Source organism: Macellibacteroides fermentans (genome assembly GCF_013409575.1).
Classification (GTDB): Bacteria; Bacteroidota; Bacteroidia; order Bacteroidales; family Tannerellaceae; genus Macellibacteroides; species Macellibacteroides fermentans.
Window position 1 is genome coordinate 382,597 of the sequence record NZ_JACCCY010000001.1, and the last position, 15,789, is coordinate 398,385.

General features: G+C 45.1%; 13 protein-coding genes. 8 read left to right on the top strand and 5 right to left on the bottom strand.

Annotated features, from left to right (window positions below; translation table 11 throughout):
• Nucleotides 1–17 precede the first annotated feature (17 nt).
• Nucleotides 18–1,685, top strand: coding sequence for a formate--tetrahydrofolate ligase (locus F5613_RS01560; RefSeq protein WP_179398409.1), 1,668 nt, complete (start codon nucleotides 18–20; stop codon nucleotides 1,683–1,685).
• A 133-nt stretch (nucleotides 1,686–1,818) separates the two neighbouring features.
• On the opposite strand, the gene F5613_RS01565 is transcribed toward F5613_RS01560, so the two are convergent.
• Nucleotides 1,819–4,062 (bottom strand): GH92 family glycosyl hydrolase, encoded by a 2,244-nt coding sequence (locus F5613_RS01565; RefSeq protein WP_179398410.1) that lies wholly within the window; start codon nucleotides 4,060–4,062, stop codon nucleotides 1,819–1,821.
• A gap of 43 nt (nucleotides 4,063–4,105) precedes the next feature.
• On the bottom strand, nucleotides 4,106–6,373 hold the full coding sequence (locus F5613_RS01570) for a beta-N-acetylhexosaminidase (protein WP_179398411.1): 2,268 nt from the start codon (nucleotides 6,371–6,373) through the stop codon (nucleotides 4,106–4,108).
• A 269-nt stretch (nucleotides 6,374–6,642) separates the two neighbouring features.
• On the opposite strand from F5613_RS01570, the gene F5613_RS01575 reads away from it, so the two are divergent.
• The 6 genes from F5613_RS01575 to F5613_RS01600 all read left to right on the top strand — a co-directional run bounded on the left by F5613_RS01575 (nucleotide 6,643) and on the right by F5613_RS01600 (nucleotide 10,650).
• Nucleotides 6,643–6,891 carry a hypothetical protein gene (locus F5613_RS01575; RefSeq protein WP_179398412.1) on the top strand — a complete coding sequence of 83 codons (249 nt, stop codon included), beginning with the start codon at nucleotides 6,643–6,645 and terminating at the stop codon, nucleotides 6,889–6,891.
• On the top strand, nucleotides 6,888–7,391 hold the full coding sequence (trxA, locus tag F5613_RS01580) for a thioredoxin (protein WP_068186078.1): 504 nt from the start codon (nucleotides 6,888–6,890) through the stop codon (nucleotides 7,389–7,391). The genes F5613_RS01575 and trxA overlap by 4 nt, the downstream gene beginning before the upstream one ends.
• A gap of 11 nt (nucleotides 7,392–7,402) precedes the next feature.
• Entirely contained in the window at nucleotides 7,403–7,822 is a 420-nt protein-coding gene (locus F5613_RS01585; RefSeq protein WP_068186076.1) for a DUF302 domain-containing protein, read from the top strand.
• Nucleotides 7,823–7,908: 86 nt separating this feature from the next.
• Complete coding sequence (locus F5613_RS01590) at nucleotides 7,909–8,853, top strand: NAD(P)H-dependent flavin oxidoreductase (RefSeq protein ID WP_079683163.1); 945 nt, start codon at nucleotides 7,909–7,911, stop codon at nucleotides 8,851–8,853.
• Nucleotides 8,854–8,953: 100 nt separating this feature from the next.
• Nucleotides 8,954–9,394, top strand: coding sequence for a LexA family protein (locus F5613_RS01595; protein WP_079683164.1), 441 nt, complete (start codon nucleotides 8,954–8,956; stop codon nucleotides 9,392–9,394).
• The gene (locus tag F5613_RS01600; RefSeq protein ID WP_179398413.1) at nucleotides 9,394–10,650 is read left to right on the top strand and encodes a Y-family DNA polymerase; all 1,257 of its coding nucleotides are present in this window, start codon (nucleotides 9,394–9,396) and stop codon (nucleotides 10,648–10,650) included. Before F5613_RS01595 ends, F5613_RS01600 begins: the two co-directional genes overlap by 1 nt.
• A 92-nt stretch (nucleotides 10,651–10,742) precedes the next feature.
• On the opposite strand, the gene F5613_RS01605 is transcribed toward F5613_RS01600, so the two are convergent.
• The 3 genes from F5613_RS01605 to F5613_RS01615 all read right to left on the bottom strand — a co-directional run bounded on the left by F5613_RS01605 (nucleotide 10,743) and on the right by F5613_RS01615 (nucleotide 14,749).
• A complete protein-coding gene (locus F5613_RS01605) occupies nucleotides 10,743–11,468 on the bottom strand; it encodes a YebC/PmpR family DNA-binding transcriptional regulator (protein ID WP_068186063.1) in 726 nt (241 codons plus the stop codon).
• A 33-nt stretch (nucleotides 11,469–11,501) separates the two neighbouring features.
• Nucleotides 11,502–13,964 carry a phenylalanine--tRNA ligase subunit beta gene (gene pheT / locus F5613_RS01610; protein WP_179398414.1) on the bottom strand — a complete coding sequence of 821 codons (2,463 nt, stop codon included), beginning with the start codon at nucleotides 13,962–13,964 and terminating at the stop codon, nucleotides 11,502–11,504.
• 113 nt (nucleotides 13,965–14,077) lie between these two features.
• The gene (locus F5613_RS01615; protein ID WP_179398415.1) at nucleotides 14,078–14,749 is read right to left on the bottom strand and encodes a hypothetical protein; all 672 of its coding nucleotides are present in this window, start codon (nucleotides 14,747–14,749) and stop codon (nucleotides 14,078–14,080) included.
• 93 nt (nucleotides 14,750–14,842) lie between these two features.
• Here F5613_RS01615 and F5613_RS01620 point away from each other — a divergent pair, with 93 nt between their 5' ends.
• Nucleotides 14,843–15,769, top strand: coding sequence for a helix-turn-helix domain-containing protein (locus F5613_RS01620; RefSeq protein WP_179398416.1), 927 nt, complete (start codon nucleotides 14,843–14,845; stop codon nucleotides 15,767–15,769).
• Nucleotides 15,770–15,789: the final 20 nt, after the last annotated feature.

The following is a 15,789-nucleotide window of genomic DNA, read 5'->3' on the forward strand; positions in this document are numbered from 1 at the left end:
GTCTAAAATAAGAATTAATGAAGTCGGATATCGAAATTGCCAGAGAGGTCTCATTACACAAGATTAAAGATGTAGCAGAAACGTTGGGTATTCCCCGCGAAGAGGTACATAACTATGGCAGATACATTGCCAAAATTCCACTTAATCTGATTAACGATGAAGCGATTGCCAAACATAACCTGATTTTGGTAACCGCCATCACTCCTACCAAAGCCGGTGTTGGAAAGACAACTGTATCGATCGGTCTTACGTTGGGATTGAATAAAATCGGTAAAAAAGCAGTAGTTGCACTGCGCGAACCGTCTTTAGGTCCCTGCTTCGGTATGAAGGGGGGAGCCGCCGGAGGTGGTTATGCCCAGGTATTGCCCATGGAAAACATCAACCTGCATTTTACAGGAGATTTTCATGCAATCACTTCGGCGCACAACATGATAACAGCACTGCTGGATAATTATCTGTACCAGAACCGTCATTCGTGCGATGGATTGAAAGAGATAAAATGGAAACGTGTGCTTGATGTAAACGATCGTAGTTTACGTAACATTGTTTCCGGATTGGGAGGTTCGGCCAACGGTATTCCAACCGAGACCGGATTCGACATTACTCCGGCTTCCGAGATTATGGCTATTTTATGTCTGGCAACCGATTTGGAAGACCTGAAACGCCGTATCGGAGACATTCTATTGGGATATACCTACGACGACAAGCCTTTTACGGTGAACGATCTGGGTGTTGCCGGAGCCATTACAGTACTGCTTAAGGAGGCTATTCTGCCGAACCTTGTGCAGACTACAGAAAATACTCCTGCGTTTGTTCATGGAGGTCCGTTTGCCAACATCGCCCATGGATGTAACTCGGTGCTTGCAACAAAGATGGCGCTTACTTACGGAGATTATGTTATAACCGAAGCCGGATTCGGCGCCGACTTAGGAGCAGAGAAGTTCTTCAACATCAAATGCCGCAAAGCGGGACTATCTCCCAAGCTGACGGTTATTGTTGCTACGGCTCAGGGATTGAAGATGCACGGTGGTGTTCCGGAAAACAAGATTAAAGAGGCTAACATCGAGGGACTAAAAAAGGGTTTTGCCAATCTTGACAAGCATATCCAGAACCTGAAGAGCTTCGGTCAGGAGGTAGTGGTGGCATTCAATAAATATGCTACCGATACGGATGAAGAGATTGCTTTGCTTGCAGCACATTGCAAAGAGATGGGTGTTGGCTTTGCCGTTAACAATGCCTTTTCCGAAGGTGGCGAAGGTGCAACAGACTTAGCCCGTCTGGTGGTAGATACAATCGAGCAGCAACCATCGGGTCCGCTTTTGTATACTTACAAAGACTCCGATTCCATCCGCACCAAGATTGAAAAGGTTTGCAGAACCATCTACGGAGCTAAATCGGTTGTTTACACCACCTCGGCCGAAAAGAAAATCAAACAGATCGAAGGCACAAGCGCTGCAGAGTTTCCTGTGTGTATCGCTAAAACCCAATATTCGTTCTCGTCGGATCCCAAAGCTTATGGTGTAGCCGAAAACTTCGAAATGAAGGTACGCGACATTGTTATCAATAACGGAGCCGGAATGATTGTAGCAATCATGGGAGATATTATGCGTATGCCGGGATTACCCAAAGAACCTCAGGCAAAGAATATTGATATTATAAATGGTGTGGTTGAGGGACTGAGCTAATAAGCTCCATCCGGTTGATCATGATGCATCCAACCCAATCAAACGGTTGAAACAGAAAAACAAAGAGGCTGAATCTCAATGGGATTCAGCCTCTTGGTTTTTAGAGTCTATCAGAATGTTTATATAAAAAATATTACTTGTTTGTCGCCTTTAGTTTATACTCGATAGATCCGGCATTTACCAGCTCGTCGTGACTTATAAAATAGCCATTCAACTTCTTGTTTCCGGCCTTCACCTCTTGAATATAAATTTCTTCAGCATGAGTGCGATTTGTACCAATCACAAGTTCACCCTTCTTGTAATAGTCTGGGTTAAGCTTAATAGTCACTTTATCGAACAAAGGCGAAGTAAGCGTATAATTTACATCACCCGGACAAGCTGGATAGAATCCCATCATGGCAAATACAGCCCAGGCCGACATGGTGCCTGTATCATCGTTACCCGGCAAACCGTTGGGAGCATTGTGATAGTAATCGCGAAGCAGGCCGCGAACGGTCTTTTGTGTACGCCACTCTTCTCCCTTAAAATTAGAGAACAGGTAAGGATAGGCAATATCAGGTTCGTTGGCCATATCATAATACTTCTTATCGAACACCATCTGCAACTTATCCACAAACTTCTTCTTACCTCCCATCAGTTTGGTAAGTCCGGCTATATCATGGGGTACATAGAATGTGTAGTTCCATGAATTGCCTTCATGAAAACCGGGACTAGGTTCAAAGTTAGCTCCCTGCAACGGATCGAAGGGCGAATAGAAGGAACCATCAGGCAATATGGGACGTAGTGTACCATATTCTTTGCTGTAATAGTGTTTGTAACCCATGGAACGATCGTAAAATAGTTTGGCATCCTCTTTCTTGCCAAGGGATTGGGCAAACTTAGATAAGTTCCAGTCGGCTATGTAATACTCCAGAGCATGAGAGACCGAATTATCGAACTTTTCACGCAATGGAACATATCCTTTGGTAAAGTAGTCGTTGGCATCCGGACGCATCAGGTTGAATTCTCCCGGAGTAGTGGCTCCCTTGCGCATGGCCTGGTAGGCTGTCTCCACATCAAAGTCGCGGATACCACGCATCCATGCATCCACAATGTAAGGAATGGAAGGATCGCCCTCCATAGTAAGGGTTTCGCGACCGAACAGCTCCCATTTGGGTAACCAGCCGCTCTCTTTGTACATGTCGACCATGGTACGGATAATTTCTACCTGACGTTCGGGGAAAAGCAGTGTCATAAGCTGACTCACGTTACGATACGTATCCCACAAAGAGAATACGGTGTAGCGGTTGCCGCTGGTTTTACCTGTCTTCAGACTTTCCATCATCGGGTACTCGCCGTTTACATCCTGCAAAATATTGGGATGGATCAGCATGTGGTATAAAGCCGTGTAGAAGATCGTTTTTTCGTCCTTGCTGCCACCTTCAACCAGCACACGAGACAAATCACTGTTCCATTGTTCGCGGGCAGCCGTGCTTACCTTGTCGAAATTAAAGTCGGGTTGCTCCGTATTCATGTTCAAACGTGCATTCTCGATGCTTACGAAAGATACGCCCATCTTAACCTCAATCACTTCGTTGGCTTCGTTGTCGTAGGTAAACCAAACCCCTACATCGTCGCCACTCATATCCCGGTTGTACTTGGTATACAATTTATACTTGCCCGAGTAGCCATCCCATTCGGCTTCCACCCCTTTCATAGGGCGTTGTTTCTTCCAGTATCCCATCTGCTTGGGAGCTTTGCTTACCTTCATTACAAAATAGACCGGAAATACAGCCTGCGGATTGTAGCAGAAGGTACCCATCAGCTTACTTCCTTCAATTTCCGTATCATTTACAATACGTACCGTTGCTCCGGTCTCGTTGGTAAGTCCCTCTCCCAGATTCAGCAGAATATTTCCTTTTCCTGCCGGAAAGGTAAAACGGCTTAAACCTGTACGCATACTGGCAGTTGCCTCGGCCTTGATTCCGTATTTTGTAAGTTTTGTACCGTAATAACCAGGCTTGGCTACCTCTTCGGTGTATGCACTTCCGTACTGCGAGTAATCTACATTCAGATCGCCTGCAGTAGGCATAAGCAACAATCCACCCAGTTCCGGACATCCTACCCCACTCAGATTTACATGGGCAAAGCCCGTAAAATAGTTATTATCTGATGTGTAGGGCGCCGACCACCACTGACTGTCTTTGTCGAACTTATTACTTTCAGATCCCATCACATTGAAGGGGGTGACACTCATAAGCCCTTGCGGACAAACAGCTCCAGGATTGGTTGTTCCGTAGTTGCTTGTGCCGATAAAAGGATTCACATAATCTACAGGTTGCTGGGCGGAGACGCTTAAAACGCCGCTTAGCAGAAGTGCAAATACTTGTTTCTTCATTTTTTTATAATTTGTTTATTACCAAATTTCAATCTCATCTTGATTACCAAATCACGATTTCATCCGCAAAGATAAATCCATTATTTACTTCGGATGCCTGCAAACGGACAAAACGTCCTTTCCAGTTACCTTGAAATGTATATTCCTGGAAAGCAAGGTTGCTTTCTTCTTTAGGTACCACCGTCTTGATAGTCTGCTGCAGGGTAAAGTTCACACCATCTTCGGAGGTTAACAGACTAACCTCGCCCGGCTGGAACACCCCCGGTCCTGTAAGCTGCATGAAACGGACAGACACTTTATGCAGGTCTGCCTTTTCTCCCATATCCACTACGCAATCCAGGTCATTCAGGTATCCCTGCCAACGACCGTCCAGGTAAGTAAGTCCCCCTCGGTATCCGTCCAGTAAAGCATTCATACCTCCGGCCATGTAGCCTTTATAAAGCTTACTGTTATAATGGATAGGGCGGTTTATCCCTTTATGATAATCCACCTTTTTCTCGGAGGGAGTTCCCTGCATTACTCCGTTACGGAAAATAGCCGCCTTAATCCAGGCCGAATCTTTTACCAGGATGGTATCTTTGTATATTGCCGAAGCTGTAGTAGGCATTGATCCGTCTGTCGTGTACCGTATTTCCGCCGGATATTTCTCTGCATCAAACATCACTTTGATCTGCCTATTCAGGGTATCTACAGCCATTGTTATTTCAATATCGTCCGATAGCGTAAAGGCATTCACGCCCCCCTTCTTCAACAGATTTACATGACTGTTCATTCTGGGTTTAAAGTCGGCCCAGGTACGTAACTCCTGCGTTGTCCATGCCACTTCGGCCAAGGCAAGCAGACGGGGAAACACCATGTATTCTACATGATCGGCATTGGGCATGTATTCTGTCCAGGTATTTGCCTGAACACCCAATATATGCTTACCCTCCGTTTCATTCAATTCTGCCGGCATCGGGTTGTAACTATACACCTGCTTTACAGGAGTAAACCCTCCGATCGCAGCCGGTTGAGTTTTAGGATCCGCCTGATAGAAATCGAAATACATATAATTACCCGGGGTCATAATCACATCGTGACCATCTTTGGCCGCCTTTATGCCACCTTCAACACCCCGCCAAGACATAACGGTTGCTTCCGGAGCCAGACCACCTTCAATAATTTCATCCCAACCAACCAGTCTGCGTCCTTTCGAATTAAGAAACTTCTCCACACGTCTGATCATGTAGCTCTGCAGTTCATCCAGATCAGACAGACCTTCGTTCTTCATCCGTTGCTGACATTTCGGGCACTCACCCCATGCTTTCTTGGATGCTTCATCCCCTCCGATATGGATCAATCTGGATGGGAACAATTCCATCACCTCGGTAAGCACCTGTTCCACAAATGTAAAAGTAGAATCGTTACCGATACAAAAATCGCTGTTCTTATAGGGAATACCCGAACAACTCAATTCGGGATATGCTACGAACACCTCTTCGGAATGTCCCGGCATTTCAATCTCAGGAATCACTGTAATATGCTTTGAGGCAGCATACGCCACCACTTCACGTACTTCTTTCTTTGTATAGTATCCTCCGTAAGCACCGGGTGTACCTTCCGGAACAAACTTCCGGTCGCCATCCCACCAGGTCTTCCAGTCGGCAATCGGTCTGAATGCAGCATCAGACGTCAGCTTCGGATAGGCATCGATTTCGATACGCCATCCCGCTCCGTCCGTAAGATGCCAATGAAACGTGTTTAATTTGTAAAACGCCATCCAGTCGAGCATCTTGAGGATAAACTCCTTTGGAAAGAAATTGCGTGACACATCCAGGTGGTAACCTCTGTACGGGAAACGAGGTTCATCCTTAATTGAAGCAAAAGCAATTCCATCCTTACTCATTAATTGCAAAAGAGTCTGCGCACCGTAAAATAATCCCTTGTCGGAGCCCGAAGTAATCGTAACCCCTTTGCCATCTACCTCTAACGAATAAGACTCCGTAGCTTTATCCGGATTGGTTTTATCCAACACAAAGCGTATGGCATTCTTTTTTACATCGTGTCTGGCTATTTTTAACGTACCACCCTTTGATCCTGCAACAGCGTGATCCATCATGTCGTGCAACAACTCAGATGAAGGCAACTTATCCGGCAACACAACTACGGTTGATTTATTAACCCTGAAGAATCCATCCTTAACCTGCATCTCTGCCGGTTTGGGAATAATATGAACCTGCTGTGCTGATACAGGTACACCATCAGAAAAAGATAAAAAGCATACTGCAGCAGATAGCAGAAGCTTTTTACAGATTTGTTTTGACAATAACATCTGCGTTTAGTTTATCAATTTATAAATATATATGTACTTCGTATTTCTCAAAGTTCGGTAAAGATACAACTATCCGCTTTATATGCCTAAATCCGTTTAAATAAAACCGTGAAAGTGCTGTTTCCTATTAAATAAATAAAAACAATAAATATTTTCCTTTAGAAATATGTTTGTATTTAAATTTTATCTATCTTTGCAATATGTTTCTAATGGACATTAATAACAATGATCAATAGTTAGAAGGTAAAAACAAATAATACAGACAAAAGATGGATAGTAGATTCAGGAATTGGGGATTTGCCCGTATAGTAAGATTAGTTGGAGGCATAGGTATTGGTATATATGCTATTTATACTTCTCAGTACATCTATTTAATGCTTGCAGCTGTTTTATTGATACAGGCAGCCTACAATCTATCGTGCTGCGGCGCATCGGCTTGCAGTTCAGACTCCGGAACATACAAACAAAATACGCTTTATAAAGATCAGATTAAAAACTATAATCCAGAAAAGAAATGAAAAAAATAGCCTTATTTATGGTGCTTGGAATTATTACCCTCGCTTCGTGCAATGCTAAGGAGGCAGGTAATAAAACAGCTCAGAACGAAATTAATAAAAAAGAAAATAATTCAAATTCAAAAACAGAAAGTAAGATGAAAACAATTCATTTAACTAAAGCAGAATTTTTAACAAAGGTTGCTAACTATGAAGCAAATCCTCAGGAGTGGAAATATTTGGGAGACAGACCCGCCATCATCGATTTTTATGCCGATTGGTGTGGACCCTGTAAGTCGATTGCTCCCGTGCTGGAAGAACTGGCTGCCGAATACGATGGTCAGATTTACATCTACAAGATAAACACGGAAACAGAACAAGAGCTGGCCTCTGCATTTGGTATCCGCAGTATTCCTTCGTTACTGTTCGTTCCTATGAACGAAGCCCCTCAGATGGCTCAGGGAGCTATGCCTAAATCGGCCTTTAAAGAGGCTATTGAGACTGTATTGCTTAAGAAAAAGTAAATAAAAAAACAATGGACACTTCAAAACCCATCGCACACCCGTTCTTTATTGAGAACGAGAGTCTGTACGGATTCGAACATACCGTAGAGCTGTTATCTGCCAAGATAACAGAAATAGGTTGGAAAATATCAATGACACACGATCTGCAGGAAACGTTGCGAAAGAATGGAAAGGATGTCCTGCCCGTAAAGGTTATTGAGCTCTGCAAGCCGGATTATTCCGTGCAGCTGTTGAAGGAAGACAGCGAACGGATCTATTCTTCGCTGATGCCCTGCCGCATCTCTGTATATACCACCACCGATGGGAAGACTCATATCTCCCGGATGAATTCGCAATTGCTGGCTTCACAAATCGGAGGAGTGGTAGAAAAAGTAATGGGTACCGCATTTGCAGATATAGAGAACATACTGAAAACAATGATCAGGAAGTAGGTAAATCAAAATAACTTTTACACAAATACAGCCTGCTGGATAAAAAATATTTATCTTGCAGGCTTTATTTATGTAATTAAACCAATATGAATCGGATTTGTGATTTATTCGGAATTAAATACCCTGTAATCCAGGGAGGTATGGTATGGTGCAGTGGATGGAGACTGGCATCGGCAGTAAGTAACGCAGGTGGATTAGGGTTGATTGGAGCTGGCTCCATGCATCCCGAGGTGCTTCGCGAACATATTCAAAAATGCAAGAAAGCAACCGACAATCCCTTCGGTGTCAATGTACCCCTGATGTATCCCGAAATAGAAACGATTATGAACATCCTGGTAGAAGAGGGTGTCAAGATCGTCTTCACCTCTGCCGGAAGTCCAAAGAAATGGACCGGCTTCCTTAAAAAACACGATGTTACCGTGGTGCATGTTGTATCCAGCGCTCTGTTTGCAGCAAAGTGTGAAGAGGCCGGCGTAGATGCCATCGTTGCCGAGGGATTCGAGGCCGGAGGTCATAACGGTCGGGAAGAGACTACCACCCTTTGCCTTATTCCTTCCGTCCGCAAGGCTACATCGCTTCCATTGCTTGCAGCAGGAGGCATCGGTACAGGCGAAGCCATGTACGCCGCCATGGCATTGGGAGCCGACGGTGTACAGATAGGTACCCGTTTTGCCCTTACGCATGAAAGCTCGGCAAGCAGTGCTTTCAAAGATTTCTGTCTGAAACTTAATGAGGGAGACACCCGTCTTATGCTCAAGAAGCTGGCCCCTACCCGATTGGCAAAGAACGAGTTTTTCAACGAAGTGGAAGAGGCAGAGAACCGTGGTGCCACTCCGGAAGAAATGCGCGAATTATTAGGCAGGGGACGTGCAAAGAAAGGTATATTTGAAGGCGACCTGATGGAAGGTGAGCTAGAGATAGGACAAGTTTCCGCAATCATCAACGAATGTCCTACAGTAGATTCCGTGATGCATCAACTGATCAGCTCGTTCAACGAAACAGCGGCCCGTTTATCGGATACCAGGTTCTGATTTACATTTCTCAATTAATACGGCAGGCCGACTTTCCTTTGGTGAAGTCGGCCTGTTGCTTTTCTCTTTTTTGTATCTTTGTACCAAACATAAAACAGAAATGGTAACCAAGCTACATTCGTCCGCCAGCCTTGACCTTTACTCCGCTTCCGGAGATAACGAAACCGAAATTCCATTGATTGGTGGAGTTAAGGCGGGATTTCCTTCGCCGGCTCAAGACTTTATAGCTCAGGCGATCGATTTGAACAAATACATCATAAAACATCCGGCAGCTACCTATTTTGCTTTGGTAAACGGTGTATCGATGGATACCGACCTGAGCGAAGGCGATCTGTTGGTGGTAGATCGTAGTCTGGATCCGCAAGACGGAAAGATTGCCGTTTGCTTTGTTGACGGAGAGTTTACCGTCAAGAAAATCCGTATTGAAAAAGACCGGTGCCTGCTTGTACCCTCCAACCCCGACTATCCGGTAATAGAGGTGAACAAGGATAACGATTTTACAATCTGGGGAATTGTCACCTATGTAATTAAAAAGGTATAATGTTTGCTCTGGTTGACTGTAATAATTTTTATGCCTCCTGCGAAAGGATGTTCAATCCGTCGCTCAACGGTAAACCCGTCGTCGTTCTTTCCAATAACGATGGATGTGTTATCGCACGAAGCAACGAAGCAAAAGCATTGGGCGTAGGGATGGCTGTACCGGCGTTTCAGATTCAACATCTGGTAGAACGTAACCAAATTGCCGTATTCTCTGCCAATTTCCCTTTGTATGGAGATATGAGTCAGCGGGTTATGAGCATACTATCCGGGTATAGTCCGGAACAGGAGATATACAGTATCGACGAATGTTTTTTGAATCTGGATGGGATACAGGAAGATTTTACGGACTACGGACTACGCATGAGGTCTCATGTACTTAAATGGACCGGAATACCTGTCAGCGTAGGCATTGCCCCTACCAAAACGTTGGCGAAAGTGGCCAATCACATTGCTAAAAAGTTTCACGACCGTACGGGAGGCAGTTATGTGATTGATTCGGAGCTGCGTCGTATCAAAGCACTAAAGTGGCTTAAGGTGGAAGATGTTTGGGGTATAGGACGCCGGCAAGCCATTAAATTAAAAGCTATCGGTGTACAAACCGCCTACGAGTTTTCACTACTGGACAAAGAGTGGGTAAGGCGCCATATGACTATCAACGGAGTAAAATTACTGGAAGAACTGAACGGGCTGAAAGCCCACGAATTGGAATTAAAAGAGAAAAGACAAAGCATTGCCATCACGCGGACTTTCGAGAAAGAATATACCAAACAGGAAGAGATTAGTGAGAGAATCACCACCTTTGCCGTAACAGCAGCCGAAAAACTCCGGAGGCAAAAATCGTTTTGCCGTTCATTGATTGTTTTTATCTCAACCAATCGATTTGGCGATGCATGCGAACAATACAGCAATAGCCTTCATGTTAAATTACCGTTTCCAACCTCTTCGTCCATCGAATTGAGTAAGGCTGCCACCTCTGCATTAGATCGCATCTTTAAAAATGACTTCCGTTATAAAAGAGCCGGAGTGATACTGATGGATTTTATTAATGAAACAGAGCTTCAACCCTCTCTGTTCTTTAATTCGGATCCACGTCATAAATCGCTGATGCAAACGATAGACAAACTGAATAATAAATTTGGAAATCCGGTACTCAAGCTTGCAGCCCAGGAGTTCCGCACCTGGAAAATGAAACAGGAACATCTCTCTCCACGCTATACAACCAACATCAACGAGGTGATCAGAGTGAAGCTGATCTAGCACAAAAGGTATATAACACAAAAGCCTTCCGGGCTACTTGATGTAGCTGCCGGAAGGCTTTCAATTTCCTAAAACAAAGAGAGAATCAAGGATTACTCCTCGTCTTCCTCCTTCATATTATGGAAAACGTTTTGTACATCTTCATCGTCTTCCAGCTTATCGATAAGCTTCTCAATCTGCTCACGCTGTTCGGGTGTTACAGATTTTGTATCGTTGGGGATACGTTCAAACTCGGCGCTGCTGATTTCAAATCCGTTTTCTTCCAGGTATTTCTGGATGTTTGAATTTTGAGCGAATTCGCCGTAAATTACAATTTCGTTTTCGTCTTCTTCCAGCTCATCCACTCCGTAGTCGATCAATTCCAGCTCGAGGTCTTCCAACGAGATACCCTCTTTCTTAGCTACGTGGAATACACACTTGTGGTCGAAAAGAAATTCCAGGCTACCTGTAGTTCCCAGCGATCCGCCAAGTTTATTGAAATAGCTGCGTACGTTGGCCACTGTACGGGTGGTATTGTCTGTGGCTGTTTCTACAAAGATAGCGATACCGTATGGTCCGTATCCCTCGTAGTTCATCTCCTTGTAGTCCGTAAAATCCTTGGAGCTTGCCTTCTTGATGGCGCGTTCCACGTTTTCTTTGGGCATGTTCTCTTTCTTGGAAGTCTGAATAAGCACACGCAGACGGGGATTGGTTTCGGGGTCGGGTCCTCCTGTTTTTACTGCAATGGTAATTTCCTTACCCAATTTTGTAAAAACACGGGCCATATTACCCCAACGTTTCATTTTTCTCGCTTTACGATATTCGAACGCTCTTCCCATATTGTTTATTTAATTATATTTTATAATAGATAATTATCTTAGTTGGGCCTCAAGCTTCTGTTCCAGATTAGTCTGAATCTTCTTCATGATGGCATCAATTTGCTTGTCGGTAAGCGTCTTTTCTTCGTCCTGAAGGTAGAAGCTTACGGCGTACGACTTTTTACCAGGCAACAGGTTCTTGCCTTCGTAAACGTCGAACAGCTCTACTTTCTTAAGAAGTTTGCGGTCGCTGTCGAAAGCAATTTTCTGTATTTCGGCAAACTGTACGCTCTTATTCAGCAACAAAGCCAGGTCGCGCTTAACGGCAGGGAATTTTGAGATTTCGCTATAGGTAACCTTGCTCTTCTTAATCTCCTTCATAAGCAGTGTCCACGACAGTTCGGCATAATAAACCTCGCCGTCTATGTCCATCCCCTTGCATAGCTTCTTGTTTACAACACCCAGTGTACCCAGCTGACGACCGGCACCGGTAGTAATGCTGAGAGCAGCCGAATAGATGTCGTTCGTCAGGTTGCCGAATACAAGCTTACCTGTGTTCACGCCCAAGCGTACCAGAATATTCTCAACATAGGCTTTCAGTTCGTAAACGGTTGCTTTCTCGTCGGCATGCGCCCAGTTATTGGATACCTTGTTACCGCTTACCCAAAGTCCGAGACGGAATTCTTCGGTGAAAGCCGATAAGGTTTCGTTTTCCTTTATTTTGTCAGTATCGTAATCGTAGCAGTTACCGAATTCGAAGAACTTGATGTCGCCGTTCTTACGGTTGCGGTTGTGGGCAATACTTTCCAAACCACCAAACAGAAGCGTCTGACGCATACAGTTCAGGTCGGCACTAAGCGGATTCATCAACATTACCGCATGGGATGCAGGGTAAGTAGACAAACCTTCGTAGTAGCCCGCACGTGTAAGCGAGTTGTTCATTATTTCGTTGAATCCGCTTCCGCAAAGCTGTTCCGAGATAAGCTGCTGCAGTTCGTAGCTACGGTCGGTCGGAGTCTTATAGCTCAGGTTAGACTTCACGCTGTCGCTGAAATCAACGTTGTTGTAGCCATAGATACGCAGAATATCTTCAATCACGTCTACGTCGCGTTGTACATCCACACGGTATACAGGAACGTTCAGTTGCAGACCTTCGGCAGATTCCGATACGATCTCCATCTCCAGACTTTCAAGGATACTCTTAACCGTTTCGGCCGGTATCTCTTTCCCAATCAGGGTGTTTATCTTGTTGTAAGTTACAGAAACGCTGTAAGGCTTAACCACTTCGGGATATACATCCTGAATCTGTCCGCAAATGGTTCCTCCGGCAATCTCCTTGATAAGAAGGGCCGCACGTTTCAGCACGTATAACGTATTGTTGGGATCCAGACCACGTTCAAAACGGAACGAAGCATCCGTATTCAGACCGAAGCGACGGGCTGTCTTACGAATCCAGGTTGGATGGAAATAGGCCGATTCCAGGAACACGTCGGTAGTCGCTTCGGTTACGCCCGAATCCAGACCGCCAAATACACCGCCGATACACATGGCTTCGGAGGCGTTACAGATCATCAGGTCGCGATCGGTAAGGGTGCGGGTAACCCCGTCAAGCGTAACGAAGGAAGTACCTTCGGGCTGCGTCTTTACAACCACTTTACCGCCGGCTACCTTTGCCGCATCGAAAGCGTGCAACGGCTGACCAAGTTCATGAAGTATGTAATTTGTAATGTCTACAATATTATTGATAGGGCGCAGACCGATAACGTTCAACCGGTTCTGCAACCATTCCGGGCTCTCCTTTACGGTCACCCCTTTGATGGTGATACCCGAGTAACGCGGACAAGCCTCCGTGTTTTCAACCACCACTTCAATGGCAGGCGAAGGATCGTCAATCTTAAAGGTCTCTACCGAAGGACGTGTAAGCGTAGCCTTCACCTTATTTTGTTTCAGGTAGGCAGCCAGGTCGCGTGCCACACCGTAGTGCGAAGTAGCATCTACACGGTTGGGAGTGATATCCACCTCCAGCACGTAGTCGCTCTTTACATTATAATAGTCTTTAGCCAGCGTTCCTACAACAGCCGTTTCGGGAAGTACGATGATTCCGGCATGGTCGGTTCCGATACCGATTTCGTCTTCGGCACAGATCATTCCGTTCGATTCGATACCGCGTATTTTAGAACGCTTGATGGTAAAGGATTCTTCGCCGTCGTACAGCTTGGTGCCATTTACAGCAACAACTACTTTCTGTCCGGCTGCCACGTTGGGGGCACCACACACAATCTGCAACGGGTCACCCTGTCCCACATTTACGGTTGTTACATGCAGGTGATCCGAATTAGGATGCTCTTCGCAGGTAAGCACTTCACCTATTACCAGACCTTCCAATCCGCCTTTAATTGTTTGAACCTCTTCTACACCGCCTGTTTCCAGACCAATAGAGGTAAGCGCTGCGGCAACTTCTTCAGGCTGTAAATCAAAATCAAGATATTCCTTCAGCCAGTTGTAAGATATATTCATCGTTGTATAAGTTTGTTCTTATTTTCTATAAATGACCGCCAAAGGTAATAAGAATTATTCAAAACCTAACAAAGGCTGCGCAGCATCTTTAAAAAAAGGATTGCGTAAAGGGCTTAAAACAGCCTATAGGCCACCTTGAACGAAAGTTGAGGATAAAATTTATATTTCACCACCTCTTCCCTCAACTCGGGCAAATCACCTATAGACAATAAAAATACGGTGTTGTTCACCACCTCCACCCGGGGCGTTCCGTGGTACATCACCCCCAATTCGGTTCTGAAGGCCCACCTCGACCGGGGTATGGCTCGTCCTAAACCTATACCCAGGTAGGGTTTGGCAAAAGCCGTTTTAACGGTAACATGGGCCGTACCGAAGTATTCGGGTTCGAATATATGTCCGTTCAGGGTATACGACCGCGCACTCCGTGCCACACCTTTGGCAGAGCTCTCCCCCAGAAATACCCCTCCGGTTACATGAAAGAGTCCGTTTCGCATCGGATACCAATCCGCCAACACATTCCCGTTCAGGAATTTGACGGTCGAATTGGTGGCAATCTCGTATTCGCCTTCGTAATAGTTGAACGAAATATCCAGCGGAAGGGCATCAAAGCCGGCACGCAAGGCCCAGTGAGGATGTAAAGGGGCGGTAAACTGCAGACCGGCGCCCATGGTTCCTGCCCCAAGCGAAAGGGACAGGTGTTGGAAAGGTTTGTTCTTTTCTTGAGCACGTAAAGGTGTACAGAAAAACAAAATTTCCAATATAAGAATATAAATGGTATGTTTCATTATTTATGTCTATTTAATTGCGTTTATCTCCGCAAATGTAGGCGCATTTACATAAAAACACTACTTTTGGCTTCTTAAAAAAGAACAACAAATATGAAATCGGCTGATTTACCACTGATAGACATTATACAGATTAACGAAAATATCGGTCACCCCCACTCTTTTTCCAACGATTTGGTGATCGAATCGCTTCAAACAAAATTTAAAGCAGCAGAGAATTGTGAAGAGTATCTGGCGGAAGATGCTCCCATGAGCGTACGTATCAACGGACTTTGTCTGATTCTGCTTACTAAAGGAGAAGTTACCATCAACGTTGACTATCTTAAATTTCCTCTGCAGGCAAACACCCTGTTTTTTATTCTACCCGATCATATATTGGAAGTACAGTGCAAGCCCGAAGATCTGGAAGGAAAAATCATGGTGATATCGAAAGACATGCTTAGCAATATGCCTAAGAAGAACGATGACGGTGATAATTCGTTGCAGTATATGTTCTTACGTAAAAGCCCCAGTGTAGAGCTTACCGACGAAGAGGTATCCGTGCTTGACACCCTCTTTACTCTGATCCGCAAACGGGCCGAAGCCAAAGAGCACCTGTTTCATAAGGAGGCTATCCAGTCGCTGATATTCCACCTGTTCTTCGAACTTAAAAACATCATCTTTAAGAAGAACGACATCGTACCATTCGAACTATCACGTAAGGAAGAGCTGTTCCAGCAATTTCTGAAACTGATGTTCAAGCACAGCCGCGAAGAACACTCCGTTAGCTTCTATGCCGGCAAGATGTGCATCACCCCCCAGTACCTGTCGGCCGTCCTGAAGGAGCTCACCGGCAAGACCACCAACAACTGGATCGACCATTCGCTTATCCTGGATGCCAAGATATTACTTAAAACACCTAATATGACGGTGCAACAGGTGTCGGACATGCTTAACTTCTCCAACCAGTCCACCTTCGGTAAGTTCTTTAAAAAACATACCGGCCAATCGCCTGCCGAGTTCAGAAAAGGCAAGCAATAGGCCGGTAGAAACCGACTAAA

What these genes read in the sequence shown, in the direction of transcription:
- F5613_RS01565 (WP_179398410.1), bottom strand. Translation starts at nt 4,062, where the DNA reads ATGAAGAAACAAGTATTTGCACTTCTGCTAAGCGGCGTTTTAAGCGTC.
- F5613_RS01615 (WP_179398415.1), bottom strand. Translation starts at nt 14,749, where the DNA reads ATGAAACATACCATTTATATTCTTATATTGGAAATTTTGTTTTTCTGT.
- F5613_RS01590 (WP_079683163.1), top strand. Translation starts at nt 7,909, where the DNA reads ATGAATCGGATTTGTGATTTATTCGGAATTAAATACCCTGTAATCCAG.
- trxA (WP_068186078.1), top strand. Translation starts at nt 6,888, where the DNA reads ATGAAAAAAATAGCCTTATTTATGGTGCTTGGAATTATTACCCTCGCT.
- F5613_RS01570 (WP_179398411.1), bottom strand. Translation starts at nt 6,373, where the DNA reads ATGTTATTGTCAAAACAAATCTGTAAAAAGCTTCTGCTATCTGCTGCA.
- F5613_RS01605 (WP_068186063.1), bottom strand. Translation starts at nt 11,468, where the DNA reads ATGGGAAGAGCGTTCGAATATCGTAAAGCGAGAAAAATGAAACGTTGG.
- F5613_RS01585 (WP_068186076.1), top strand. Translation starts at nt 7,403, where the DNA reads ATGGACACTTCAAAACCCATCGCACACCCGTTCTTTATTGAGAACGAG.
- F5613_RS01600 (WP_179398413.1), top strand. Translation starts at nt 9,394, where the DNA reads ATGTTTGCTCTGGTTGACTGTAATAATTTTTATGCCTCCTGCGAAAGG.
- F5613_RS01595 (WP_079683164.1), top strand. Translation starts at nt 8,954, where the DNA reads ATGGTAACCAAGCTACATTCGTCCGCCAGCCTTGACCTTTACTCCGCT.
- pheT (WP_179398414.1), bottom strand. Translation starts at nt 13,964, where the DNA reads ATGAATATATCTTACAACTGGCTGAAGGAATATCTTGATTTTGATTTA.
- F5613_RS01560 (WP_179398409.1), top strand. Translation starts at nt 18, where the DNA reads ATGAAGTCGGATATCGAAATTGCCAGAGAGGTCTCATTACACAAGATT.
- F5613_RS01620 (WP_179398416.1), top strand. Translation starts at nt 14,843, where the DNA reads ATGAAATCGGCTGATTTACCACTGATAGACATTATACAGATTAACGAA.
- F5613_RS01575 (WP_179398412.1), top strand. Translation starts at nt 6,643, where the DNA reads ATGGATAGTAGATTCAGGAATTGGGGATTTGCCCGTATAGTAAGATTA.